Origin of the sequence: Kaistella sp. PBT33-4, from assembly GCF_029194425.1 — a bacterium.
Taxonomy (GTDB): domain Bacteria; phylum Bacteroidota; class Bacteroidia; order Flavobacteriales; family Weeksellaceae; genus Marnyiella.
The window spans coordinates 121,261-146,675 of record NZ_JARFYL010000005.1; the positions used below are offsets into that span (position 1 = coordinate 121,261).

A 25,415-nucleotide genomic window follows, 5' to 3' on the forward strand; every position below is an offset into this window, starting at 1 on the left:
AATAGGTATCTTAAATGCTCTTATAATATGAGCATTGCATCTCCGTAGGAGTAGAATTTATATTCATTCTTAATGGCTTCCTCATAAGCATGCATCAGGAAATCCTTACCTGCAAAGGCTGCAATCATCATCAGTAATGTAGATTTCGGTGTGTGGAAATTGGTAATCATGGCATTAGCAACTCCAAACTCGTGCGGTGGAAAGATGAATTTATTGGTCCACCCCTGATAAGGCCCGATCCTTTTGTTTGAGGAAACAGAAGTTTCCAGTGCACGCATTGTGGTGGTACCTACGGCGCAAACCCTTCTGCCCTCTTCTACTGCTTTGTTGATGATATCTGCATTAAGCTGGTCAATGATGGCCTCCTCAGATTCCATTTTGTGCTTGCTTAAATCCTCCACCTCAATCGGGTTAAAAGTTCCGAGTCCCACATGCAGAGTTACTTCGGCAAAATCAATACCCTTGATTTCCAGTCTTTTCATCAGATGTTTAGAAAAGTGCAGACCTGCTGTCGGCGCAGCTACAGCACCTTCATGCTTTGCATAAATTGTTTGGTAACGCTCAGCGTCTTCGGGCTGCACTTCCCTTTTAATGTATTTTGGAAGGGGAGTTTCACCAAGTTCTTTCAGTTTAGCGCGGAATTCTTCGTAAGAACCGTCATATAAAAACCTAAGGGTTCTGCCTCTGGAGGTTGTATTGTCAATAACTTCAGCCACCAAAGCTTCATCTTCAGTAAAGAAAAGTTTGTTACCTATTCTTATCTTTCTCGCCGGATCCACAAGAACGTCCCAAACACGTGTTTCCTTATCAAGTTCCCTAAGCAGGAAAACCTCAATCTTTGCTCCTGTTTTTTCCTTATTACCATACAGCCGGGCCGGGAAAACTTTAGTATTGTTAAAGATGAACAGATCTTTTTCATCAAAATAATCCACCACATCCTTAAACAGTTTGTGCTCAATAGTCTGGTCCTTACGGTTAAGAACCATAAGTTTGGCTTCGTCACGGTGTTCTGCAGGATGTTCAGCCAGAAGTTCTTCCGGCAGGTGGAAATTAAAGTCTGATGTCTTCATAAAATTTACGGATTTTATTTAAAAATTTAATCCGCAAAGATACGGCGTAAAATACCGAAAGTCAAATAAAAGAGCAAAGGACTGTAAGCCAGCTGCTTGAGCTTACAAATTGTCTATTTTTGGAACTTGGGGTATTATGAAAAATATACTGACTGGAGTCTCCTTAACGATCCGGGATTTTGTAGAATAGTCACCTTTGGGTTGGGTGCCTTCATAACTTATGATTCGGTAGCAGCAGGGCAAACCCGCCAGTTTATCAATTAGTGACTGCTCTACGGCAGCTGTTACCTTGGGATTGTCTACAGATGTGGCCAAATTGGTATACAATGCTTTATCAAGTTTTATCCTGAAAATATACTCAGGCTTCCTGTCTCTTTCTTTACGGAAAACCTTTATTTCATATTCCAGCGGTGCTGTTTCCGAAACAACTGCTGTCTTTAGAACATTGTTTTTGGCCTCTGCGTGCGTACGTGCAGAGGATTCATACCGGTAAGAGTTGGCGTATACCGGTACAAGAGAATTTTCTTTGCTGTACACATTGAAGTAGTGGAGCAAACCTGTTGCAGGATCATGTATTGAAGCTAAATATTTGTAACCGTTTCTTTGCAGCTTAACAAAATTACCTGATTGGGAATTTACCAGCCAAAGGGATTGTGAAGACTCCAGGTTGCGGCCTATGCTGTGTTCCGTGCTCACTTCCTGAAGAAGATCAAAGGAAATTTGCTGTGCCTGAAAAAATGCGGACAGCCAAACAAGGGAGCTAATGACTAATTTTCTCACGAGCAGGATAGTAAAGTTTTAAATGAAAAATTAAACATATTTCTTGATAAGGGCCCAGGCTTCCAACTTTTTTTCGAAGCCAATGGTATGCAATGGACTTGTGGAGGGAAGTACAAAGATAGGAAGATCATAATCTTTGCCCACCATCTTTAAAAGGTTTTTGTGCGCTTTCTGACCATTGCAGAACACCGCTTTAATATTAGGAAACTCATTTAACAATGCGGGGATATTATTACTTTCCTCATTTCGGATCTGTGTATCAAGGCTGCCTTTCCGTTCGCAGGTTTCGATCACGTCCCACAGCGCAATTTTATTATCTGTCAAAAAATCAATCTTTTGCGCATAATTTAACGTAAATTCGCCGCCGAATAAATGAAAGACAATTTTCCAGAAATGGTTTTGAGGATGCGCATAATATTCCTGCGCAGTCAGCGAACGGACTCCGGGTACAGAACCCAGGATCAGTATCTCTGAAGTTGGTGAAACAACGGGTGGAAATGAAGATATTCGGATGGTCATTAGCGCTATGTAAGAAATTTGAATTTCAGGAAATTGGTTGGAATAAAAAATGTATAAATAAAAATAAGAAAAATAAGAAAAATAAGAAATATGAAAAAGTTAACCCTGGTCCTTACAGTATTGAGTATGTTCCTTTTGTCCAGCTGCCGGGACATTATCAATTCCGTTCTGGATGCCATCCCTCCGTTTGATGCGCCCTTTTCGGCAACAGTTACTGTTCCTTTTGCCGCGGTAAGCAGTACCAACTACACCACTACCCCACCCATTGACATGAATATTGATCTGGACCAGAAAATAAAGGAAATTTCACCAAGCCAGTCCATCAACAATATTAAATCGGTAAAGATGAACACGCTGGAGATGCTCTATGTAAGTTCACAGGCGGGTGCAAAGCTGGATGCCATCAAAAATGCAAGAATCTATCTCAGAGCACCCAACCAGCCGGATGTACTGATTGCTACTGCTTATAACAATACGAACCCGGATGTTATCACATTTACAGTAGTGGATCAGGAACTGCTACCCTACTTTCAGACAACCCAAAACTCTCTGATCGTTGAGATGATGGCCAGTGCACCCACTATGGATTTTATTACCCTTACCATGAACTCCAGTTTTAAAGCTAAGGTTCAGCTGTAGTATTGAAGAATTGAACAGGTAGGGTATATTAACAAAGGCCGTTTCTGAAGTTGCGGCAGCGACCTATTTTTGTTTTGACACAACAGAAATTACATTCCCATGAGTTTTTTTACTCTTTTAGTTTTGGGTAAAGTCACCGTGAAGTTGATTCTCTTTGCCTTGTTAAATTTGTGAAAGGTAGATCCTGGCATATAACGTATGACATACTCACTCACCATATATTTCTTTGCAGGATCAAGCTTTGCACGCAATTGGGTAACGATATGCGGTTCCACATGCGGGGCTCCGTCGATAATGAAAAGATTCAGCAAGTCATCTTCACTTTCCGTCAGTTTAAGGGTTAAGTGATATCTTTTGGTTGAAGTCAGATCCATCTTTACATCATAAACCATTGGCTTTTCTGCCTCGATGGTGAACCCTGCTTGGGGACGGTATTTCTCTTTGTAGCGTTCCGTGCGCATATACTCCAGGCGAAATCCAGTATGCAAATAAAGCGGCTCCATTATAACCTTGAAATAGTGTCTTAGTTTGCGCGGTCCATCCTGAATTATGGCTGTCAGTTGGTTACCCTGAATTCTGTCGAACATAAATTGTATGTCCGGATTTTTAGAGTTTACCGGTCTTTCCCGAAATTTAAGCGTGAAATTTGAATCCCGGTACACCTGATAGGTTTCGCTGTTCAGATGATTTTGTTCGGTGGTAATCAGATAATCAAATGTGTATTGCTGTGCGAAAATGGCGACCGAACCAAAAACTCCCGCTGCAATTAGTGATCTTTTGATAATTCCTGTCATTATTATATTTGTAGTTTGCTGATCAACTATAAATGAAGGCGCTATTGCCCATTAAAGTGTTTCCTTCAGCCATTCAAAGAATTCCCGCTGCCACACCAATGCATTATGAGGGTTCAGCACCCAGTGGTTTTCATTGGGGAAGTATACGAATTTGCTTTTCAGGCCGTGGAGCTTTGCAGCTTGGAATGCCTGCTGTCCCTGTTCATATCCTACACGGTAATCCAAACCTCCCTGAATGATCATAATTGGCCTGTTCCACCTGTCCACGAAGTTAGAGGGATTGAAGTCGGTATAAGCCTTCGGCAAAGGTTTGTCGGTAGGTTTTCCCAGATCCCAGTTGGCAAAGAAAAGTTCCTCGGTTGTGCCGTACCAGGATTTCATATCAAACAGACCGTCGTGTGCAATGAAAGTCTTGAAACGGTCCTGATGCATTCCGGCCAGCATAAATACACTGTAACCTCCGTAACTGGCACCAACTGCGCCCACACGGTTTTCATCAACATAAGGCAAACTGTTGGCATAGTCGGTAGCCGCCAGATAGTCCTGCATTACCTGCCCACCCCAGTCTTTGGAAATCTGTTCGTTCCACTGCGTTCCCCATCCGGGCATCCCGCGGCGGTTAGGAGCCACCACTATATAGCCGTTAGCCGCCATGAGGGCGAAATTCCAGCGTGTGCTGAAATACTGAGTAAGTGCAGACTGCGGTCCACCCTGACAGTACAGCAGTGTAGGGTATTTTTTATTAGCGTCAAAATTCGGCGGGTAGTGTATCCATACTCCCATGTCTTTGCCATCGGTTGTTTTAACCATATGTAGCTCCGACTTGCCCGGCGTAATCTCAGCATAATTTTCCTTATTGACATCAGTTACCTGTTCCATAGCACCCGATTTCAGGTCAACAGAAAAAAGATCAGCATTGTGATTAATGTCCACTTTGGAAACCAATAGGGAATTTTTACTCTGTGCGTAGATACTGTTTACATCGTGGTTACCTTTGGTAATTTGCTGAATTTGGGAGGTCTTCGGATTCAGCGAAAATAATTGCCGTGTACCGCGGTAAGCAGTGGTAAAATAGATGGTCCTGGAATCTTTAGACCAGAAGACCTCGCCCACTACACTCTCATCCCAGGCCTGGGTAAGATTGGATGTCTTTCCACTCTTCCAGTCCATTACCTTAATGTTATTCTTGTCTGCCTCGTAGCCGTCCCTTGCCATGGAAAGCCAGGAAAGTGATTTGCCGTCGGGCGAAAACTTAGGAGCCACATCATATCCTTTATTGCCATCAGTCAGGTTTCTTGTTACTCCCGTAGCCAGATCGTACGCAAAAATATCTGTATTTGTAGACTGAGCATATTCAGCACCGCTTAAAGGTTTGGTTACATAAAGCAGCTGAGATGAGTCCGGGCTCCATATAAAATCTTCAGCACCCCCAAACGGGCGCTGCGGAGAATCCCAGGGCTTGCCTTCCAGCAAATCCTTCGCCTGATCCTGACTTTGGGAAACATCTGCCACAAATACATGATTGTACCTGCCCTCGCTGAAGTAATCCCAGTGACGGTGATTAAGGTCAGTGTAGATATGAGCTGTAGTTTTAGGAACATCAGAATATTTGTCTTTTCCAAGTACTTTTTCCACCAAAACTTCACGGCTGAAAGCTATTTTCTTTCCGTCCGGTGAAATCACAACATTGTCGGCATTGGCAAGCGTATAAAAATCAGCCCAAGTTTTGCCGGCGTCTCTGGACAGGTAAATCTTATCACCCTTCTGCGCGTAAAGACCGTTCTTATCCCACTGTATAAGGCTTTTCTTACCTAAATCCACCGCGGTAGCCGCACGGTTACTGATGTTGAGGAAATAATTGGTTTTATTGTTTTTTTCGGTCTTCAGATCGGTTTTTCCAACACTGTAAATCAGCGACGAATGGTCTGGAGAGACGGCAGTTACACCTATTTTGTTAAGCGTCCACAAAATCTCCGGAGTCATTACTTGCTGCGCATTCATAAGAAAAGGGGCGGCTAAAGCCAGCACGGTATGTTTCAGTTTCATATTTCTGGTTTGAAAAAGGGTAAATTTATTAATTAAATCCCGAATTTAAAATTTAGTCTGTATCACAGAGAACTGTATTGCTGCAAAAATGAAAAACCACTGAGTATTGGCGGCAATTTAATAGGGGTCAATGAGCAGATTTTGTTATTTTTGGAAAAACAGAATATTAAAGAATGGCCAACCAGTTTAATCCGAGAGACATCACGTGGCTTGCCTTTAATGAGCGGGTCCTTCAGGAAGCGATGGATCCACAGGTGCCCCTGCATCTGCGTATCCGGTTTATCGGCATATTTTCAAACAATCTTGATGAGTTTTTCCGGGTTCGCGTAGCCGGACTTAAACGGGCAATGGATTTTAAGCAAAAATTCATCACCGAATCCTTCTACCAGCCTCCCAGCAAAATTCTTCAGAAAATAAATGAAATTGTCATCCAGCAGCAGCTGGCTTTCGACAAAACCTGGAAGAAAATCCAGGCTGAAATGGAGGAACAGAAGGTATTTATACGGACACCCAATAAACTGACGCCCGTACAGGAAAAGTTTGTCCGGGAATATTTTGATGAGGTTGTGGAGAGTAATGTAATCCCACTGTTGCTTCACGAAAACACGCCTATGCCCTATATGCGCGACAAATCGCTTTATCTGGGCATCGCCATGAGGCGGAAGGAATGGCAGTATGAATGTAAATTCGCGATGATTGAGGTTCCTTCCCGCGTGTTGGGCCGGTTTGTTCTTTTGCCGGGTGATGAGGAGAAAAACGTAATGCTGCTGGAGGATGTTATTACCTTCAACCTGCCGCATATTTTCTCCTATTTCGGCTATGATGATTTTGAGGCGCATTGTTTTAAGGTAACCAAGGATGCAGAATTTGACCTGGACAATGATATCCGCACGACCCTGGCAGAAAAGATTGAGAAGGGAATAAAGGCACGGCGGAAAGGAAAACCTACGCGCTTCAGTTTCGACCGGAATATGGATAAGGCGCTCCTTGAATTTTTGATCAGAAAACTGAATCTCACCAAAAAGGACAGCATCATTCCCGGAGGCAAAATTCATAATTTCAAGCATTTCATGGATTTCCCGGATGTGTTTGCTGCCTATAGGAAGCCCGAAGAAAGAACCTCCTTTGATCACCCTGAGCTGAAGGACAGCCGTGTTACGGATGTTATCCTAAATACCGACGTGCTGCTCACCTTTCCCTATCACAGTTATACGCCGGTAATCGACCTTCTGCGTGAGTCCGCAATGGATCCGCATGTAAAATCCATACAGATTACGGCCTACCGGCTGGCCAGCAGCTCAAAGATCATTAATGCTCTAATTAACGCGGTCCGAAACGGAAAGGAGGTAACCGTAATGCTTGAGTTGCGGGCCAGGTTTGATGAAGAATCCAACCTGAAGTGGAAGGAACTGCTGGAACAGGAAGGGGTAAACGTGCTGTTAGGCATCCCTGACAGGAAAGTGCATGCGAAACTGTGCATCATCAAGAAAAGGTATCAGGGCAAAACATTGCAGTACGGATTTATAAGTACGGGTAACTTTAACGAAAAAACAGCCAGGATTTATGGTGATCATTTGCTGATGACTTCAGACCGTGCGGTTATGGCCGACATGAACAAAGTATTTAATGTATTGCGTAAACCAAAAGAAGATTACCTGCCGGCGCTCCAAACCTGCAAAAAACTCCTGCTGTGCCCAGTATTTATGCGTGAAAAAATTGAGGAGCATATAGACCGGGAAATTGAGGAAGCCAAAGCAGGGCGCAAAGCCGAAATGGTCATTAAATCCAATTCGCTCAGTGACCGGGGACTGATACAGAAACTTTATGATGCAGCCAGAGCAGGTGTCACTGTGAGGCTCATTATACGCGGAATTTACTGCGCCGTAAATCAGAAAGACTTTAAAAAGAAAATCCAGGCGATAAGTATTGTGGATGAGTATCTGGAACATGCCCGGGTCATGTATTTTTACAACAAAGGCGCCGAGGACACCTATATATCCTCTGCCGACTGGATGACGCGGAATCTGGATTACCGAATTGAAGCCGCCGTAAAGATTACCCAAAAAAACCTGAAAAAAGAAATTAAAGACCTTTTGGATATTCAGCTTAGCGATAATGTGAAAGCCCGTATTCTGGACAAGAACCTGCGGAATGAATATGTAAAGAAAGAAGGAGCCGAAATCCGTTCTCAGCTTGAAATATACCGCTACCTGAAGCAGAAAGGAAATAAAATTTAAGAAAAAAAACGATGAGAATAGCCGCAATAGATATTGGCAGTAACGCCGCACGCCTGCTGATAAACGAAGTGCACGAAAATTCTGCCGGCCATGCAGAATTTACCAAACTGAACCTGCTGCGCATCCCACTCCGTTTGGGAATGGACGTATTTGCCAAAGGCGTAATAGGTCCGGAGCGCGAAAAGATGGTGGTGGACAGCATGAGGGTCTTCGGCGACCTGATGAAGATTTATAAGGTAGAACATTACCGCGCCTGCGCCACCAGTGCCATGCGCGATGCCAAAAACGGCCGGCAGATCATAGCTGCGGTGCGGGAGGATTCCGGGATTGACATCGAAATTATCAGTGGGGATGAAGAAGCCGCCCTGGTATACGAAAACCATGTAGCAGAAGGTCTTGCGGAAGATTCGGCCTATCTGTATATTGATGTGGGTGGAGGCTCTACTGAACTTACCTTTTACGAAAAAGGCAAGATGAGGTATAAAAATTCCTTCAATATAGGTACCATACGTTTGCTGAATGGGCTGGTTACTGATGACCACTGGAAGGAAATGAAAGAGGAAATCCGCAGAAACATCAACTCAAAAGATCCGGTAGTGGCTATCGGTTCAGGCGGCAACATTAACAAGATATTTTCCATGAGTAAGACTAAGGATGGGAAGCCCATGAGCACCTCCTACCTCAGGAAATATTATAAAGAGCTGAGTGAACTCACAGTTGCAGAACGGATGACGAAGTTCGGGATGCGTGAAGACCGTGCCGACGTGATTGTTCCGGCTCTGGAAATCTTTAACCATATTATGCAGTGGTCGGAAATCTCAAAGATTTTTGTGCCTAAGATTTCGGTGGCCGACGGATTGATACACAGTATCTATAACCGTATCCAGGCTGAAGGCAAGGAACAGAAGCGCTAAGAGAACCCATTAATTTACCTAATTAAGTAAACATTTAATCATTAAATATGAAAAATCTAACATTTACCGGAATAATAGTTATTGCTGTCCTCGGACTGATCTTTCTGGGAGTCATGCTGTACGGGTACCCCACCTATCGGGTTTGGTCGCAGGAAATGGAGGGTAAAGCCGAATTTGCTAAAGCTGAGCAGAACCGGCGGATCAAGATTGAAGAAGCCAAAGCTAACCTTGAAGCTGAAAAACTTAATGCTATGGCGGAGGTGGAACGTGCCAAAGGAGCAGCTGCGGCAATCAAAATTGAGAACGGTGCACTGTCTGAAAAATACATACAGTACCTGTGGGTAAGGCAGCAGAACAATCTGAACGATAAAACGGTGATCTACATCCCCACCGAAACTAACCTACCTATTTTGGAAGCGGGCCGTGCGCCGGCAAAGGCGTTACCCAAAGTTTCGGAGTAAGATAGTAGTAGGGATTTTTGCGTTTTCAGGAGGCCGAATTTTACAGTGGGTTGTGTCATTCCGCAGGAATCTCTGGCAGTTTGATTTTGAAAGTTCGGGAATCCTAGACTGGCAGCCTAAATTATCTTTTTTCTTTGCTCTTTGTTCTTTCTTCAAGTATCTCTTAACCACAAAGAGCACAAAAATTTTTACACCAAGGACAAATAGAGTTGGGCGTCTATGTATGAAGAGTGACATCTTTGTTCTTTCTTCATGCATCTTAACCACAAAGAGCACAAAGCCTTACACAAAGGGCACACAGGGTTATTACATATATGCCATACCGGAAAGAGAAGCACTCCGTCTGTCATTCCGCAGGAATCGCAGGCAGTTTGCAATTATTCAGTCGTAATGAAATCTACATTTAGCAATTAAAATCTCATCTTCCTGATACTTATATATCAGTCTGTGCTCCTCATCAATTCTGCGAGACCAAAATCCGGAATACTTATGTTTTAGAGATTCGGGTTTACCGATACCTTCAAAAGGATTTCGGGAAATGTCCTTCAGTAAATCATTGATGCGCTTTAATTTCTTTATGTCCGTCTTCTGCCAATATAAATAATCCTCCCAGGATTCATCGACAAATATATATTTCATACTATTCTTCGGTCAAATCTTTGGAAAAGGAGTTTCCACTTTTTAGCTTTTCAATGGCAGCATCTAACCTCAATTCATTTCTCCGCGAAGACAGTTCATAATTAGTTGCCATCAGGGAATTATATTCATCCAGTGACATGACAACTATTGCAGAATCTTTACCGCGGTTAATAATTAGGGTCTCGAAATTTTTCGCAACTCTGTCCAAATAAGACTTTATGTCTTTCCGGAAATCTGAAACACTGGCAATGAGCATATATTTAAATTTGTACAAATATACGTACAATTTCTCATTAGAAGAATTGACATTTAAAACTCATTCTGCTATAGCTTTCCTGAAGTTAATGGCAGAGAAAGCACGGGTAAAGTTCTTTCAATTGCCTTTATCAGCGGACAGTGCGGTTTATTATTGCAGTACAGATGATTAAGCGAAATGCGAACCATCTTAAAGCAAACTGCCCGGCTCCACTTCGTATGGCTCCCGGCCCTGTTCGAAAATGCGGGTCTGTTCGCTGCCCTCGGTGGTGATGCGGTCGCCAATGCGCCGAATCCAGTTGCCCTCGCGCAGCCCTACGACTTTCAGGTCATTTTGGGTCAGGAACTCCAGGATGCGGGTTTCACGGGTTTCGCCATTGTGCTTAAGGTCCGGGCTTGGATCCAGAAAGTGCGGATTTATATTGAACGGTACCAGTCCCATACAGCTGAAGCTGGGCGGGTAAACAATGGGCATATCATTGGTGGTTTTCATGTTGATGCCGCCGATATTACTGCCGGCGCTGGAACCCAGATAAGGTTTGCCGCCTTTTACATTCTCCTTCAGGAAATGCATCAGGTTTTCTTCATGCAGAGTCTTAACCAAAAGAAAGGTGTTGCCGCCGCCGGTAAAATAGCCCTTGGCCCGGTTGATGGCTTCAGCTTTATTTTCAAACTCGTGGAGTCCGCGGACTTTTATGTTCAGTTTGGCGAAGAATTCAGCAGCTTTGGCGGTATAGTCTTCGTGCGAGATCCCGCCCGGGCGCGCAAAAGGAATGAAGAGAATCTCATCGATTCCCTGAAAGAGCTGTTCTATTTCGGTTTTGATGTATTCCAGGTAATTGCCGCCGTAAAGCGTAGAGGTTGAGGCAAGGAGGATGTTCATTTGGTGAGTGGTTTGCTGGTGATTGGTGATTGGTGACTGGTGGTTGATGACTGGTGGTTGGTGACTGGTGACTGGTGGTTGGTGACTGGTGACTGGAGGTTGAGTATTTGAGGGTTTGTAGGTTTGGGATCTTGGTTTTCAATCTAGGTTGATGTCTTATTCTTATGGAGCCAGGCTTATGGCTTACTGCTTACAGCATATAGCTTATAGTTTATAGCTTACTGCCGACAGCTACTCCCGCAAATTTACCGAAATTATTTTGGCTGGTGCACCCCGCAGCGTGGAAAGAATTACGGCACCCACTCCCAGCCCGGATTACAGCGGAAATCCTTTTATGCCAGGCCCTGGAGACGGGAAAAGATTGCAGCGGAAAGCCGGACGGTCAGTCCACAGAAATCCCAATCTTGTTGCTCCTGATAAATTGGATTATCTTTGCCGAAATCAAATTTAAAGTAATGAAATTTTTTATTGACACAGCCAACCTGGACCAGATTCGCGAAGCCCAAAACCTTGGAATCCTGGACGGGGTAACCACCAATCCTACCCTGATGGCCAAGGAAGGTATTGCCGGAACCAATGCCATTATGCAGCACTACCGCACGATTTGCGATATTGTAGACGGCGACATTTCTGCCGAGGTCCTGAGCACGACGTATGAAGAAATGATAAAGGAGGGCGACGAGCTGGCGGCCATACACCCCAACATCGTGGTGAAGATCCCAATGATTAAGGACGGTGTGCGTGCGCTGAAATATTTCTCCGACAAAGGTATCAAGACCAACTGCACGCTGATATTCTCTTCCGGACAGGCGCTGCTGGCTGCTAAGGCCGGTGCGACGTACGTTTCGCCTTTCCTGGGAAGACTGGACGATATTTCGACCGATGGCTTGGCGCTGATAGACGAAATACGCACCATCTACGACAATTACGGCTACGAAACCCAGATTCTGGCCGCCTCTATACGACACTCCATGCACATTATAAACTGCGCGAAGATTGGCGCCGATGTGATTACATCGCCTCTGGCACCCATCCTGAGTTTGCTGAGTCACCCGCTTACGGACAAAGGTCTGGCGCAGTTTGTGGAAGACAGTAAGAAAATGGCGTAAAGCCTGACTAAGAAACCAGAAATCCCGGAACGTAACGTTTCGGGATTTTTATATATCAGCGCGCAGATTTCAAAAATCATCGAAGATAAAATCTGTGAGATCAGTGAGATATTTCCGCGCACAGATTACACAGATTTGCACAGATAAAATTAAATCTGCGTACTCCCCCAAATCTGCGGGCTTTAAAAAATTCTGTGAAAATCTTTTAAATTAGTGTGAAATTTCCGCGCACAGATTACACAGATCTGCACAGAATAATTACATCTGCAGGCTGAAAAAAAAGAACGTAATGACCGTATTTAAATCATAAAATCCCGGAAGTGTCCCGGGATATATTGTTATTTTGTAATAAGTTCAAAGCGGTAAAGATATTTTCGTATACCGTCAGTTACGTATTCCTGTTTAATTTCCTTGATATTTGTGTCGTTCAGAAAGGTCTCTGCATCTGCAGCACTGTCGGTTCTCTTCATCACTTTGTCACGTGGTACCTTTTTGCCGTCCATATAAAATGTGGTATGGTCCGAATTAAGCGGTAATACAATATCTCTCCTGTTAATTTTATCTTCATTTAAGAGTTCACCATTCAGGTTAAATGTGTAGTTGCTCAGCGCATTGGTGCGGAAAAAGTTCATAAAAAAACTGGAAGAACCGGCAGATTCACTCACAATCTTTTCAATTTTAGAAGCCTCTTCTTTAAGATCTGCTGTTTCTTCCGCTGTCAACGGCTGAAGATTATAATTTCTACCGGGAAAGTAGTTGTCTTTGTACTTTGAATTCTGCACGATCTCCATAATCCTGGCGTCCATCTCTGCCTTTTTTCTTGCTGTATTTTGCGCCTGTTGGTTTCTTTCTTTTTCAGCTTTCTCGAAAAAATTCTTTAATTCACCGTTATTCCGTTTTATACCAGAAGGAGTTGACTTCGGCACAGCATTGAGTTTAATATCTTCCTTTGGCATGTTAAAGTACCTCCCAATGATAGCCAAAGTATTTTTCCTTTCTTCCTCTGCACCTTCCTTAAAAACCGTAAACGCTGCAGTCTTTCCAGATTCAAATATTTTAGAAAAGGTCTGGTTGGTAGATCCAAAAGAATACTTTTTATCATTTCGGTTAGTGAGATAAAATTTTATAAAATCTTCGCGAAGAACTTCTTTTCCATTAACTACGAACAGATTCTCGTCCGTCGCGCGAAACAGGTTTAAAGCCATTGGATCATATGAAGTTACTGCATCGCTGTGTTTTTCATTTTTTTTAACGGTATCTGTCTTAATCCCGGGAACAGAAGTTACGAATTGTGCTGATGAATTTTCTTCCGACTCATCAGATGTTTCAATTTTTATTGCAGTTTCCCGCTCATTAATAATCTTCTGGATGTCTGCATTGAGTTCGGAAATCTCGATGTTTTTTGTATTGACAGCATAGGCAAAAGCCATTGTAAATACCAGCGGCAATGCTAAAATTCTGTGTAGATATCCGAACTTAGTTTTGGGTTTCTGTAACATTTTTAATCGTTTTTTAAGGTTAGAATTTAGGAAGGGATTGGTTGCTGGAATGGCATAGCCCGAAAAATGGCTCGCCAACAGCATCTTTACAAAGGCTTTTGTATCCAGATTTTTTACCGCCTTATTATCTGCCAGGTATTCGTGAATAAGATAGAGTTCCTTTTTAATCAGCCAGAAGACCGGATTAAACCACAGAACGGAACAGAGTAGTTCCATAAAAAGTTTGTCACTGCTGTGTTTCTGCTCTATATGCACCATTTCATGCTTAAGGATTTGCTTTCCCAGATCTGAATTCAGCATGATGCTGTTCTTCCAGAAAAGTGATTTAAAAAATGAAAATGGGGCGTCTTCCAGATCGGTATAATAAAATGAAATTCCCCGAAGTTCCTCCTTAGGAAATCTGCGCCTGAAACTCCTGATTTTAAAAATTCCAACTGCTAATTTACTCAGTAGAAAAACGCCAACTGCGCCGGCTGCGAGCAAACTGATGCTGAAATAAATCGTGTCATTCCCTTTGGACACTGAGCTTTCGGAATAATGCAAGCTGCTCAGCAATAAGTAGATATTGCTATTCACCTCCAGAGTGAAATAGGAGATTTTAAGAAGTGGAAGCAGGAGACTTACCAGTACAGCAGCCAGCAGATAGAAGCGGTTGTAATGGTGAAAAGTACGGTCTTTAAGGGCCAGATGATAGTAGCCGAACAGTACTGCCGAGCACAGGATCATCTTGCCAATGTAAATCAATACAGTTTCCATCAGTCGTTTTGTTTCAGTTCATTCAGGAGCATTTCCAAATCTTCAACAGTGATCTCGTTTTTTTCCACCAAAAAAGAAACTGCATTTGTGTAAGATCCCTGAAAATAGTTCTTTACGAAACTTTTTATAGATTTCCCGCTGTACTGCTCCTTGGACACCAGCGGAAAGTATTTATGCTGCCTGCCTAAGACTTTATAGTCTACAAAGGACTTGTCTTTCAGAACCTTTAAAATAGTTGATACGGTATTGGAATGTGGCTTGGGTTTGGGATACTGATCAAGAATATCCTTGAGAAAGCCCTCACCAATTTTCCAGAGGTAATGCATTGTTTGCTCTTCGGCTTTAGTAAGTTGGTATTTCATATAACGATTTATATAGTGATACAAATGTATACGAATATTCTTTATGTACAACTATTTTTATAGTTAAATAAAAATATTTTAAGTGAACGAAGCTTTGGTAAAAGCATTGAGGGATTCTTAGAGACCGTCAGATGACGAATCTACGCAAAATAATAAGCCCAGCGTAATCCAGAACTCTGCGGGTTTAAAAAATCTGTGAAATCTGCGAGAGATTTTGCGCACTGATCACACAGATCTGCACAGAATTATTACATCTTCAGGTTGTAAAAGACGTAATGACCATGCTTAAATCATTAAATCCCGATACATAATGTTTCGGGATTTTATTGATATTAATTTTAAGGAAGTAGGAGGTGAAAAGCTCTATGAAAAGACTCTATTCAGTAGCTGTCCATAATGCAGATAATTTCCTAGGTATTAAATTTCGAACACCCTTGTATACAATTAAAAAAGATTCTGAATTAGATGTCCAGTTATTTTTCATGTTCATCAAATAAATGAAACCTTCATGGATAAAACGTTCAATTATGGCAAGGTTTTAAATCTCGAAACTGTCGATTTTTAACAGAATTTTGTTTTCGTTTAGATGTTAAAGAGTGCTCGGCGAAAGAGTCTTATAAAATGGCAGTTCAGTTTAAGAAATATAAAAAATGACTATTTCCCGATACAGAACTTAGAAAAAATATTCCCCAGTACCTCATCGTTAGTGAATTCGCCGGAGATTTCGCCCAGGTATTCCAGCGCGTAGCGGAGTTCGTAGGCCAGCAGTTCGGTATGGAAACTCTGGGAAACGGCATCTTTTACACGCCGTACGGAATCCAGCGAGCGAAGAAGAGCCTCATGATGACGCTGGTTGGTGATGATGACATTGTTTTCAGACTGTTTCAGACCTTCCACATAACTGATGAGTTCATTCTTAAGTTCCTCAATGCCTACTTTTTCGCGGGCAGATATGGACAACTGCGTGACTTTATAGTCCGCATTGAAAGCCGAAAGCAAATCGCGGTCAAAACTTTGGCCTTTTTCCGAAGAAAGATCGGATTTATTGTGCAATAATACGACTTTCAGGTCTTCACGGTAAACTTCTTTTATAAATGCAGCCACCTCCTGCGGCGTACTGTCAAATTCATCATAAAGGTAAAGGAGGATTTTGGCAGCGGCGATCTTCTCGTGCGCTTTCTGCACACCAATGGCTTCTATGACATCGGTGGTATCGCGAATTCCTGCCGTATCGATAAAGCGGAACGCAGTACCCCTGATGTGAAGTACTTCTTCAATCGTATCACGCGTAGTTCCTGCGATGTCGCTTACGATAGCCCGCTCTTCTTTCAGCAGGGCATTTAGTAAAGTTGATTTTCCGGCATTAGGTTTACCAATGATTGCTACCTCCACCCCATTCTTCACGGCGTTGCCATAACGGAAACTCTCAACAAGGGAGCGTAACTTCTCTTCAATGCGGTCCAGAAGCATATTTAGGGCAGTACGGTCGGCAAATTCTACATCTTCTTCAGCAAAATCAAGCTCAAGTTCCACCAGGGAGGTGAAATTTAACAAATCACCACGCAGGATTGATATCTCATCCGTTATCCCGCCTTTTAGCTGGTTCATAGCAATTTTGCGTGAGGCTTCATTTTCGCTGGCTATGATATCGGCGATGGCCTCTGCCTGCGACAGGTCAATCCGTCCGTTCAGAAAGGCACGCATTGTAAATTCACCGGCTTTTGCCATCCGTGCACCGTTACGGGTAAGGACTTCCAAAATCCTGCCTGCAATATGAGGTGACCCGTGAAACGAGATTTCAGCTGAATCCTCAGTGGTAAAGGTCCTGGGCGCGCGGAATACTGAAACCATAACCTCATCGATGGTCTCGTCGCCATCGGTTATAAAACCGTAATGGACCGTATGTGATGCTGCGGTCTGCAGCTTTTTTCCCTTGAAACAGCGGTCAGTAACAGCAAGCGCCTCAGGACCGGAAACACGGATGATTCCGAGTGCGCCAACGCCATTGGCCGTGGCAAGTGCGCAAATCGTGTCTTTATTCATTCAGCAAAATTACGAAATACGGATTACGATGCCGAACTGCAGGATAGGAAAAGCGCGAATGGATTTTGTAGCTTATCAGGAAAGCAAACCCTTTATACAGACGTTTGACGTTGGAAAAATAAATTTAATGTTATTTAGAGTTTATAGCTGGTTTAAAGCAACGCGGACCTTTTTTTTCTAAATGATAAAAATATCAGCAAAAACAGGTATCCGAACCTGCAAAACAAATAGGTAACTTTACTAAAACAAACACATTAAACCATGGCAACCAGATTAATCAACCGCTACCATTTTCTGGTAGACTGGGGCGGTAACAGAAGCGAGTTCCTGGAAGTTTCCGGACTTGAAATGGCAATTGAAGTCATCGCAGTACGTGAGGGCAGTTCTAAAGTTGAGTCCGAGAATAAAATTCCCGGTATGTTGAAATTTTCAGATGTTTCCTTAACGCGTACCATTCAAAAAGGTGACAATGATTTCTTCAACTGGATAAATACCCGGTCCTTCGGAACCGTGGAGCGCCGGGATGTACGCATTTCGCTTTTGAACGAAAGGCATGAGCCCATAATCATCTGGAAATTACGCAACTGTTTTCCGGTAAAGTATGCGGGACCCACCCTGATTAGCAGCAGCAGTAGTATAGCAGCCGAGACTTTGGTTATCACTCATGAGGGTCTGGAAATTGAGTCCCTGGCTACACAGGAAAAAGGCAAAATGTCATAGATCAGTCACCGGACAGCACTGAGAATTTAAATAAAAAAAAAACAGGGCCTTACTGAAAGGCCCCGCATCGTGATAATTGAACTGTTTTTATACTTAAAGCTTTCCTCAATGGTAAGCTCCATTGAAGTTATATGATCTTTGCTAAAGACTATAGCGGTTTTACCTGCTCCAGGAACCACTCTCTTACCCCGCCCTCAAGATCTTTTTCCAGTTTTTCGCGGCACCAGGAATGATAGTTGTTGAGCCATTCTTTTTCCTGAGGTGTCAGCAGGTCCAAATCCAGTACCTTTCTGTCGAAGGGACAAACTGTTAAAGTTTCAAATTCATAGAAAACACCTGAGTCAGTCTTCTTCCACTCCCTTACGGCTACCAGGTTTTCGTGGCGGATTCCATATTCATTTTCCAGATAAAATCCGGGTTCATTTGAAACTACCATGCCGGGCAGCAGTTCCTGGTCGTTCATGTCTTTGCGGATATTTTGCGGACCCTCGTGCACATTCATAAAACTGCCGACTCCGTGGCCTGTTCCGTGAGCATAATCCTTACCTTCTTTCCAAAGCGCCATCCTTGCGAATGCATCCAGCTGTACACCCCGTGTCCCCCGCGGAAATTTAACCATTGATAGCTGTATCATGCCTTTCAACACCAGCGTGCAGTCGCGGCGGAATTCATCCGTCACAGCCCCCAATGCCAGCGTTCGGGTGATATCTGTAGTGCCTTCCAGGTATTGTCCACCGGAATCCACCAGAATGCTTCCGTTATCTGTAACTTCCTTACTTCCCTGCTCCTTCGCTGAATAATGCACAATAGCACCATTGCCACCATAACCTACAATACTGCCGAAACTTTCGCCCACAAAATTTTTGCCTTCCTTGCGTAATTCCAACAGCTTTCTGCCTATGGAATATTCCGTCATGGGTTCTTTACCTGCATTCTGTGTGAGCCAGTAAAGGAATTTCACCATGGTTACCCCATCACGCTGCATCACTGTACGGAAACCTTCAAGCTCGGTTTCATTTTTCTGAGCTTTCATCAGGTTTCCGGGAACGGGAGCTTTAATGATATTGTTCTGAGCCTGCAGAGCTTCAAAAATTGATTGGTTGCTGTTTGCTGAAATGAGAATTTTATGATCGTTGATTTCTTTCAGATAAGCGAAAAAAGAATCGTAAGCTTTAATCTCCACACCAGCTTCTTCCAGTTGTTTTACGGCTTCTGGCTGGAGTTTTTCAGTATCTACAAAGAGTACCGCGTCGTTTTTCGTTAAGACAATATATCCCAGGAAAACAGGGTTGGCTTCTACATCGCTTCCCCGTAAATTGAGTGTCCAGGCTACATCGTCAAGACTTGAAATAATGTGTACCGATGCATCCATCTCCCTCATTTTTTGACGAATGTCCTGCAGTTTTTGCGAAACAGATCTACCGGCACGTTCTACAGGGTGAACAAAAACAGGATTTTTTGTTTGGTCAGTAACTCTGGCTGTCCAGATCTCCTTCAGCAAAGGCCTGTCTATTACCTTGATGTTCTTAGGTGCCAATTTCTGCTCTAATGCTGTCCAGCTGGTATTGCTTGTAGCGAGTGCGTTCACCGCAACAGTGCCTCCTTCCGGAAGTGCAGATATGATCCAGTCCATATAATGAGGTGTTCCTTCTACCCCATCCTTCATAAGTTTTATACCCGAACCCTCCAGTTCGGCCGGCGCCTGTACGAAATACCTGCCGTCAGTCCAAAGTGCTGCCTCATCTTCCGTTACCACTACAAATCCTGCTGAGCCAGTGAACCCGGACAGCCAAGCACGCTCCTGCCACTCCGCAGGAAGGTACTCACTCATATGAGGATCTGCCGAAAAAACGATGAAACAGTCTATATTTTCCTTTGCCATTGCCTGACGAAGCAGGCTAAGTTTGTTGTCCGTTGTCATATATTTCATTTAATGCTATAAAAGTACGCAAAAAAGCACATTTTTACATTTCGGCTGATTAAATCATACAGTCCTCTGCTTAAGGTTACACGTTGTTCAAATAACAAATTATCAACATTTTTATAAATTTTCCCAAAAGACTTGCATTTTGATAATTATTTTATTATAACTTTGAATGTAGAACTCCTAAAAACATCATCTTATGAAAAAACAGTTATTTTCTATTCTCGCTTTGATTCCCGGGCTGTTTCTAAGTCAGTACAGCAACGGTCCCCTGAGCACCGGAGCCACCACAAAATCGGGTGTAGCAGCACCTGCAGGTTACACGTGGTCTGAGGCTCAGAACAATACAGGCAATACTACTGAGTCTAACACTAATTCCGGCTTCGGATGTCAGAAAGTAGGCACCACGACCAATAATTTCTGTGCAGACGATTTCGTAATTCCGGCAGGCCAAAGCTGGAATATTACTTCCATTGCCTTATATGGCTATATCACCGGATATGTGGGGTCTACTCCTCCCGGAATGAGAGCCCGGGTTAAAATCATGAACGGTGCTCCAAATGTGGGTACACCAACTGTAGTTTTTGGAGATGATACAACCGACCGGTTTTCCAGTGCCGAGGATGCTTTGATGTACCGAATTTTTAATTCACTTTATCCTGCGCCGGGAAGTGCGGTGGGTACTACAAGGAAAATTTGGAAAGTGAATACAACCACACCCGTAACTCTGTCCGCAGGTACGTATTGGATGCAGTTCCAAATGGAAGACATCGCTTCTGTAGCTACCGTGTGGACTCCTCCTGTAACAACGGTTGGACTTCGAGGACTGCCCACAGATAACGCACTGCAGAATACAGGAACCTGGGCTGCAATGGTAGATGCCGGAACACCTGCATCAGCACCAGATTACCCACAGGACCTACCGTTTATTATTACTTACTCAGTTCTTGGAACCAATGAAGTCCTGCAGTACGACAACCGTGTTAAGGTCTATCCCAACCCCACCTCAGATTTCTTCACTGTAAGCCTACCGGAAACGTCCAACAGGCAAAAGGTGACCGTTACTCTAACCGATATGTCCGGAAGGTTGGTTAAAGAATATCTGGCTGCAGACCGATACGATGCCAGGATGCTGGCCCCGGGAACCTATCTCGTGAAAATTCACACTGATGAAGGCATAAAAACTTCAAAACTGATAAAAAAATAAACAAAAGCTCCTTCGGGAGTTTTTTTTATGGTTAAAAATTTCGATTCAGACCCCCAAAGCGAAATCATTTTTGACTTGCATGGCAAAATGACTATCTTCAGCATTTCAAAATTTATTTCATGAAGAATTACAGTAAAATAGTAATGATTTCAGCGGCTTTAAGCTGCACGTTTACATGGGGTCAGACCTCGCGGGAAACCACAGTCGGTTCCATTATGACCGAAACCTATAACAATTCAGAGCTGGAAAGATTGGCTTATGAGTTATTGGATGGAATTGGCCCTCGTCTGGTAGGAAGTCCCAAAATGCAGCAGTCCCACGACTGGGCAGTTAACCAGTTCAAAAGGTGGGGCATTGAAGCACGGAATGAACAGTGGGGCGAATGGAAATCCTGGGAAAGAGGTCCTTCATATATTGAAATGGTGCATCCCTATGCGAAATCTTTAGAGGGGATGCAACTGGCCTTTAGCCCTGCCACTCCATCACGAGGAATTACCGCAGATGTGCTGATGCTGCCTATTTTCGGCACTAAAGAAGAATTCACGGCCTGGCTACCCAAAGTTAAAGGAAAACTGGTAATGGTTTCACCCTATCAGAGTTCCGGGCGTCCGGACTACAACTGGAAGGAATTTGCTACGCCGGAATCTTATAACCGAATGAAAAAGGACTCGGAAGAGGCCTCCCGACGTTGGCAGAACTCAATTAAGGTTACAGGTGAAACATCGAGAACAATGAACCAAAAGCTGGAAGAGGCAGGTGCCGCAGGAATAATTTCGTCTAACTGGTCCCGTGGATTTGGAGTGAACAAGATATTTTCGGCAGGCACTAAAAAAATTCCTGTTGTGGATATTTCCCTGGAAGATTACGGTCAGCTGTACCGTATGACACAGCATGGCACAGTGCCTAGGATTAAGATTCAGGCAAGCTCCAAAGACAGAGGCATGGCGCCTACCTTCAACACTGTTGCCGAAATAAAAGGCACCGAAAAGCCGGACGAATACATCATCCTTTCGGCGCACCTGGACTCGTGGGATGGCGGAACCGGAGCTACAGATAACGGTACCGGGACCATTACCATGATGGAGGTTGCGAGGATTTTGAAAAAGGTTTATCCTAATCCTAAAAGATCAATAATTGTAGGCCTTTGGGGCAGTGAAGAACAGGGCCTGAATGGTTCGCGCGCCTATGTTTCGGCACATAAAGACCAGATGCCAAAGATCCAGGCAGTATTTAATCAGGACAACGGAACCGGACGCGTTGCAAACATCAGCGGACAAGGGTTCCTTCACTCCTATGACTATCTGAACCGCTGGCTGAATGCTGTTCCGAAGGAACTTACAAAAGATATCAAAACTACATTTCCCGGCACACCGGGCGGTGGCGGTTCGGACCATGCTTCTTTTGTGGCCGCAGGCGTGCCAGCCTTTATGCTGGGATCACTGAACTGGAGTTACGGAAATTATACCTGGCATACCAACCGCGACACTTATGATAAAATTGTTTTTGATGATGTGAAAAGTAATGTGGCACTCATCGCCATCCTTACCTATATGGCCAGCGAAGATCCTGAAAAAGCCAGTGGCGAAAGGATTAAACTGCCTTTAGACGAAAGAACGGGACAACCGATGAAATGGCCCGAACTTCGTGAACCCACGCGGAAAGGTGGCCTTGACTAGCCTCTTGTCAACAGAATATTTTCAAGCGTTTACCTGCCGGGTAAGCGTTTTTTCATTAAGCTGTCATCCGCTTGGTTATTTTCCAGCGCTAAACTTATCCTGGGTAAACACTAATCTTTTGGTCAGCTTATACAGTTCGAACCATAGAACGGAAACAGCCGCAACGGCCAAACCTGTGAGGACCTGCTCATAATTGAGACTTGCCATCCTGAAAAAGGTCCTCACCTCATCCACATACAGCATCGCTGCTAAAACAGTTAAAGTAGCAGCAGTGACGTATACAAGTAATCGATTGCGGTTCCGGAAGCTCTCAAATACTGAATAGTAAAATGAACGGTTAGACAGACTTAACAGTATATTGGCAAATATTAAGGTTGTAAAAACCATGGAACGTACGGTTTCTTCGTCACCACCCCTGCTGTAGGTAAACTGATAAACGGACAGAACACCTGCACTGATAACCAAACCCTGAATGACACTGATACTAAGCTCCCGCCAGGTCAGAAAGGTTTCCCTAAGGGGCCGCGGTTTCCGCAGCATGGTATTTTTCTCCATAGGCTCATTTTCATAAACAATGGAACACGTAGGCCCCATCACGAGTTCGAGGAAGATCACGTGCACAGGCGTAAAGATTTGCGGAAAAGCCCATCCCAGAAACAAAGGCATCGAGACAGTCAGGATGATCGGAATATGAATGGAAATAATATACTGTACCGCTTTCTTAATATTGCTGTAAATCCGCCTTCCGGCTGCAATGGCAATAAGCAGTTTGGACAGGTCGTCATTAGTGAGTACCAGCGACGCGGCCGCCCTGGCTATTTCGGTTCCTTTCACCCCCATGGCAACACCGATATGGGCCGCTTTAAGTGCCGGACCATCATTAACACCATCACCCAGCATCGCCACAACTTCCCCATTTTTTTTCAGCGCATTTACAACCGCCAATTTGGCTTCCGGAAACATTCTGGCAAATAATACCTTATCATTTGCTGTCCGACGGAGTTCATTCTCGCTCAGCCCTGTAAGTTCTTCTCCTGTTATATAATGGCCAGCATTTACAATACCGGACTGTGCGGCAATGGCACGGGTAGTTACAGCGTTATCGCCGGTGATGACCTTCACCTTAATACCGGCGTCATTAATCTTTTTAAATACCTCCTGAATGCCTTGTTTGGGTGGATCCTGGAAAACCACAAAACCCAGAAATTCAAAGGGCAATTCCTGCTGCTTTTGGGGAAACTCTTCAGCCGCGAACATGGATTTTGCGACACCAAGAACCCGATACCCCTCCTTACCGAAATCATCAATCAGTTTTCTGAGTGATGAAAGGTCGGCAGAAGACAAACCTGAAACCTGCAGAAGGGCCTCGGGAGCTCCTTTTGCGGCAATGATTCTCTGTCCGAATGTGTTCCGGAAAACATGGGTCATCATTGGAGGTTTTCCTTCAAGAGGATATTCATGATACATCTGATAAGCGCTCCTCAAATCTATAACCGCCGTCTTGCTGTAAACCTTGTGCAAAGTCTTTTCCATGGGGTCAAAGGGAATGGGCTCGCTGCTCCACATGGCATAACTTACAATTTCCCGAAGTCCCAATGCATCAAATTCATCCTCCGTATACGTGCGGTTTTCATTAAAGTTATAGATTAATTTCAAATGCATCGAATTTTCGGTTATCGTACCGGTTTTGTCGGTACAGATAACTGTAGTACTGCCCAGCGTCTCCACTACGCTGCTTTTCTTGATGATGATGCCCTGCTGCATCAGCTTCCAGGCTCCCAAAGCCATGAATGTGGTGAAAGCGACAGGGATCTCTTCGGGCAAAATGGACATGGCGAGCGTCAGACCGTTCAGCAGTGAGTCAGTAAAACTGCGGGTGTGATACCAGTTAACAGCACAAACCAATAGAAAAACAATGGCGCCCAGAACGGCCATACCTTTTACAAATTTCTCAATCTGTTGCTGCAGTGGGGATTTCTGTTCTGTAATGGATGATAATGAATCTCCGATCTTTCCTATTTTTGTATCTGCTCCTACCGCCTCCACTTCAAAAACAGCCAGCCCGGAAACAGCAACAGTGCCACTGTACACTTGCGAATCTGCTTCACTATTATCCTTTGATACGGTAAAACTTTCTCCGGTCAGTGATGCCTCATTAACCGTAAAGTCATGGCTGTAAACAATTCGTCCGTCGGCATTGATCATCTGACCTTCGGCGGCAATGCAGAGATCTCCGACTACAATTTCGTGTGTAGGTATCTGGATTACAGTCGAATTGCGGATTACTTTGCTTAAGGGTTCATTAAGCCGCTGCAAAGCTTCCAGCGCCTTTTTACTGCGGTTGTCCTGGTAAAAAGATATTCCTGAAACCAAAACTATGGCAGCAAGCATAAATAATGCCTCTCCGTAATTTCCCACTACAAGATAAATTACAGCAATCAGCATAAGCAGAATAAGCATTGGCTCTTTCAGGATATCCGTGAGAATCGTGAACCAGGTATTTTTCGGAGCTGCGGTCATGCTGTTATAGCCATGGGATTCACGCGACATAGCTACCTGTTCTGCGGTCAGTCCGGTCAGATTTTTTGGGAGTTGCATATCCATAGCAGAAAAAATTGCTTCATCCTAAAGTTACCTAAAAAAATGTAACGCGTAATATGAAACTTATCACAAAGGTTTAATTTGAAGGTTTAAACAACAATCATAAACAAAAACGCAGGAATCTTCCCCACTGAACACACTTTAGTGCAGTGACTGAAAGCTACAGAACTTTTCTTCGGAAATTCCCCTCCTCCGGAGGGCTGGCAATTCGCCGCAGGCGTAATTGACGGGGTGGTCTTTTCAGAAATGAAGATCAAAAGCTAAATCATTTTGCCCTGCGG

At 43.8% G+C, this 25,415-nt stretch carries 21 protein-coding genes; 8 read left to right on the forward strand and 13 right to left on the reverse strand.

Annotation, left to right across the window (positions count from 1 at the left end; all coding sequences use genetic code 11):
- Positions 1–20 precede the first annotated feature (20 nt).
- The 3 genes from queA to P0M11_RS11570 form a co-directional block, all read right to left on the reverse strand.
- Positions 21–1,070 carry a tRNA preQ1(34) S-adenosylmethionine ribosyltransferase-isomerase QueA gene (queA, locus tag P0M11_RS11560; protein ID WP_158063972.1) on the reverse strand — a complete coding sequence of 350 codons (1,050 nt, stop codon included), beginning with the start codon at positions 1,068–1,070 and terminating at the stop codon, positions 21–23.
- A gap of 102 nt (positions 1,071–1,172) precedes the next feature.
- Positions 1,173–1,850 (reverse strand): hypothetical protein, encoded by a 678-nt coding sequence (locus tag P0M11_RS11565; protein ID WP_275625816.1) that lies wholly within the window; start codon positions 1,848–1,850, stop codon positions 1,173–1,175.
- A gap of 30 nt (positions 1,851–1,880) precedes the next feature.
- Complete coding sequence (locus P0M11_RS11570) at positions 1,881–2,369, reverse strand: DNA-deoxyinosine glycosylase (RefSeq protein ID WP_275625817.1); 489 nt, start codon at positions 2,367–2,369, stop codon at positions 1,881–1,883.
- A 90-nt stretch (positions 2,370–2,459) separates the two neighbouring features.
- On the opposite strand from P0M11_RS11570, the gene P0M11_RS11575 reads away from it, so the two are divergent.
- Positions 2,460–3,008 carry a hypothetical protein gene (locus P0M11_RS11575; protein ID WP_275625818.1) on the forward strand — a complete coding sequence of 183 codons (549 nt, stop codon included), beginning with the start codon at positions 2,460–2,462 and terminating at the stop codon, positions 3,006–3,008.
- An 89-nt stretch (positions 3,009–3,097) separates the two neighbouring features.
- Here P0M11_RS11575 and P0M11_RS11580 read toward each other — a convergent pair whose 3' ends face one another.
- Both P0M11_RS11580 and P0M11_RS11585 read right to left on the reverse strand, forming a co-directional pair.
- The gene (locus P0M11_RS11580) at positions 3,098–3,802 is read right to left on the reverse strand and encodes a hypothetical protein (RefSeq protein ID WP_275625819.1); all 705 of its coding nucleotides are present in this window, start codon (positions 3,800–3,802) and stop codon (positions 3,098–3,100) included.
- Positions 3,803–3,853: 51 nt separating this feature from the next.
- Positions 3,854–5,848, reverse strand: coding sequence for a S9 family peptidase (locus P0M11_RS11585; protein WP_275625820.1), 1,995 nt, complete (start codon positions 5,846–5,848; stop codon positions 3,854–3,856).
- 173 nt (positions 5,849–6,021) lie between these two features.
- Between P0M11_RS11585 and ppk1 the strand changes: the two genes are divergently transcribed.
- Genes ppk1 through P0M11_RS11600 form a run of 3 tightly spaced genes read left to right on the forward strand, consistent with a single transcriptional unit; the run spans position 6,022 to position 9,460 of the window.
- Positions 6,022–8,085, forward strand: coding sequence for a polyphosphate kinase 1 (gene ppk1 / locus P0M11_RS11590; RefSeq protein ID WP_275625821.1), 2,064 nt, complete (start codon positions 6,022–6,024; stop codon positions 8,083–8,085).
- An 11-nt stretch (positions 8,086–8,096) separates the two neighbouring features.
- Complete coding sequence (locus P0M11_RS11595; protein WP_275625822.1) at positions 8,097–8,999, forward strand: exopolyphosphatase; 903 nt, start codon at positions 8,097–8,099, stop codon at positions 8,997–8,999.
- A gap of 47 nt (positions 9,000–9,046) precedes the next feature.
- Positions 9,047–9,460 carry a hypothetical protein gene (locus P0M11_RS11600; RefSeq protein ID WP_158063965.1) on the forward strand — a complete coding sequence of 138 codons (414 nt, stop codon included), beginning with the start codon at positions 9,047–9,049 and terminating at the stop codon, positions 9,458–9,460.
- 381 nt (positions 9,461–9,841) lie between these two features.
- Here P0M11_RS11600 and P0M11_RS11605 read toward each other — a convergent pair whose 3' ends face one another.
- The 3 genes from P0M11_RS11605 to pepE all read right to left on the reverse strand — a co-directional run bounded on the left by P0M11_RS11605 (position 9,842) and on the right by pepE (position 11,237).
- Complete coding sequence (locus P0M11_RS11605; RefSeq protein ID WP_275625823.1) at positions 9,842–10,099, reverse strand: Txe/YoeB family addiction module toxin; 258 nt, start codon at positions 10,097–10,099, stop codon at positions 9,842–9,844.
- A 1-nt stretch (position 10,100) separates the two neighbouring features.
- Positions 10,101–10,355 carry a type II toxin-antitoxin system prevent-host-death family antitoxin gene (locus tag P0M11_RS11610; RefSeq protein WP_158063963.1) on the reverse strand — a complete coding sequence of 85 codons (255 nt, stop codon included), beginning with the start codon at positions 10,353–10,355 and terminating at the stop codon, positions 10,101–10,103.
- A gap of 189 nt (positions 10,356–10,544) precedes the next feature.
- A complete protein-coding gene (gene pepE / locus P0M11_RS11615; protein ID WP_275625824.1) occupies positions 10,545–11,237 on the reverse strand; it encodes a dipeptidase PepE in 693 nt (230 codons plus the stop codon).
- Between the two features lie 455 nt (positions 11,238–11,692).
- Here pepE and fsa point away from each other — a divergent pair, with 455 nt between their 5' ends.
- Complete coding sequence (gene fsa / locus P0M11_RS11620; protein WP_275625825.1) at positions 11,693–12,346, forward strand: fructose-6-phosphate aldolase; 654 nt, start codon at positions 11,693–11,695, stop codon at positions 12,344–12,346.
- Between the two features lie 338 nt (positions 12,347–12,684).
- On the opposite strand, the gene P0M11_RS11625 is transcribed toward fsa, so the two are convergent.
- The 3 genes from P0M11_RS11625 to mnmE form a co-directional block, all read right to left on the reverse strand.
- Entirely contained in the window at positions 12,685–14,601 is a 1,917-nt protein-coding gene (locus tag P0M11_RS11625) for a M56 family metallopeptidase (RefSeq protein WP_275625826.1), read from the reverse strand.
- Positions 14,601–14,963: a BlaI/MecI/CopY family transcriptional regulator gene (locus tag P0M11_RS11630; protein WP_275625827.1), complete on the reverse strand. Its 363-nt coding sequence runs from the start codon at positions 14,961–14,963 to the stop codon at positions 14,601–14,603. Before P0M11_RS11630 ends, P0M11_RS11625 begins: the two co-directional genes overlap by 1 nt.
- A gap of 654 nt (positions 14,964–15,617) precedes the next feature.
- Positions 15,618–17,006: a tRNA uridine-5-carboxymethylaminomethyl(34) synthesis GTPase MnmE gene (gene mnmE, locus P0M11_RS11635; RefSeq protein ID WP_275625828.1), complete on the reverse strand. Its 1,389-nt coding sequence runs from the start codon at positions 17,004–17,006 to the stop codon at positions 15,618–15,620.
- A gap of 261 nt (positions 17,007–17,267) precedes the next feature.
- Between mnmE and P0M11_RS11640 the strand changes: the two genes are divergently transcribed.
- Complete coding sequence (locus P0M11_RS11640) at positions 17,268–17,726, forward strand: phage tail protein (RefSeq protein WP_275625829.1); 459 nt, start codon at positions 17,268–17,270, stop codon at positions 17,724–17,726.
- 148 nt (positions 17,727–17,874) lie between these two features.
- Here the strand turns inward: P0M11_RS11640 and P0M11_RS11645 are convergent, their stop codons facing one another.
- Positions 17,875–19,647, reverse strand: coding sequence for an aminopeptidase P family protein (locus P0M11_RS11645; RefSeq protein ID WP_275625830.1), 1,773 nt, complete (start codon positions 19,645–19,647; stop codon positions 17,875–17,877).
- 202 nt (positions 19,648–19,849) lie between these two features.
- Between P0M11_RS11645 and P0M11_RS11650 the strand changes: the two genes are divergently transcribed.
- Together P0M11_RS11650 and P0M11_RS11655 are read left to right on the forward strand one after the other, a co-directional pair.
- On the forward strand, positions 19,850–20,857 hold the full coding sequence (locus tag P0M11_RS11650) for a T9SS type A sorting domain-containing protein (protein ID WP_158063948.1): 1,008 nt from the start codon (positions 19,850–19,852) through the stop codon (positions 20,855–20,857).
- Between the two features lie 119 nt (positions 20,858–20,976).
- On the forward strand, positions 20,977–22,533 hold the full coding sequence (locus P0M11_RS11655; protein ID WP_275625831.1) for a M20/M25/M40 family metallo-hydrolase: 1,557 nt from the start codon (positions 20,977–20,979) through the stop codon (positions 22,531–22,533).
- Positions 22,534–22,608: 75 nt separating this feature from the next.
- Here the strand turns inward: P0M11_RS11655 and P0M11_RS11660 are convergent, their stop codons facing one another.
- Positions 22,609–25,137, reverse strand: a complete 2,529-nt coding sequence (locus P0M11_RS11660; RefSeq protein WP_275625832.1) for a cation-translocating P-type ATPase — start codon at positions 25,135–25,137, stop codon at positions 22,609–22,611.
- Positions 25,138–25,415 lie beyond the last annotated feature (278 nt).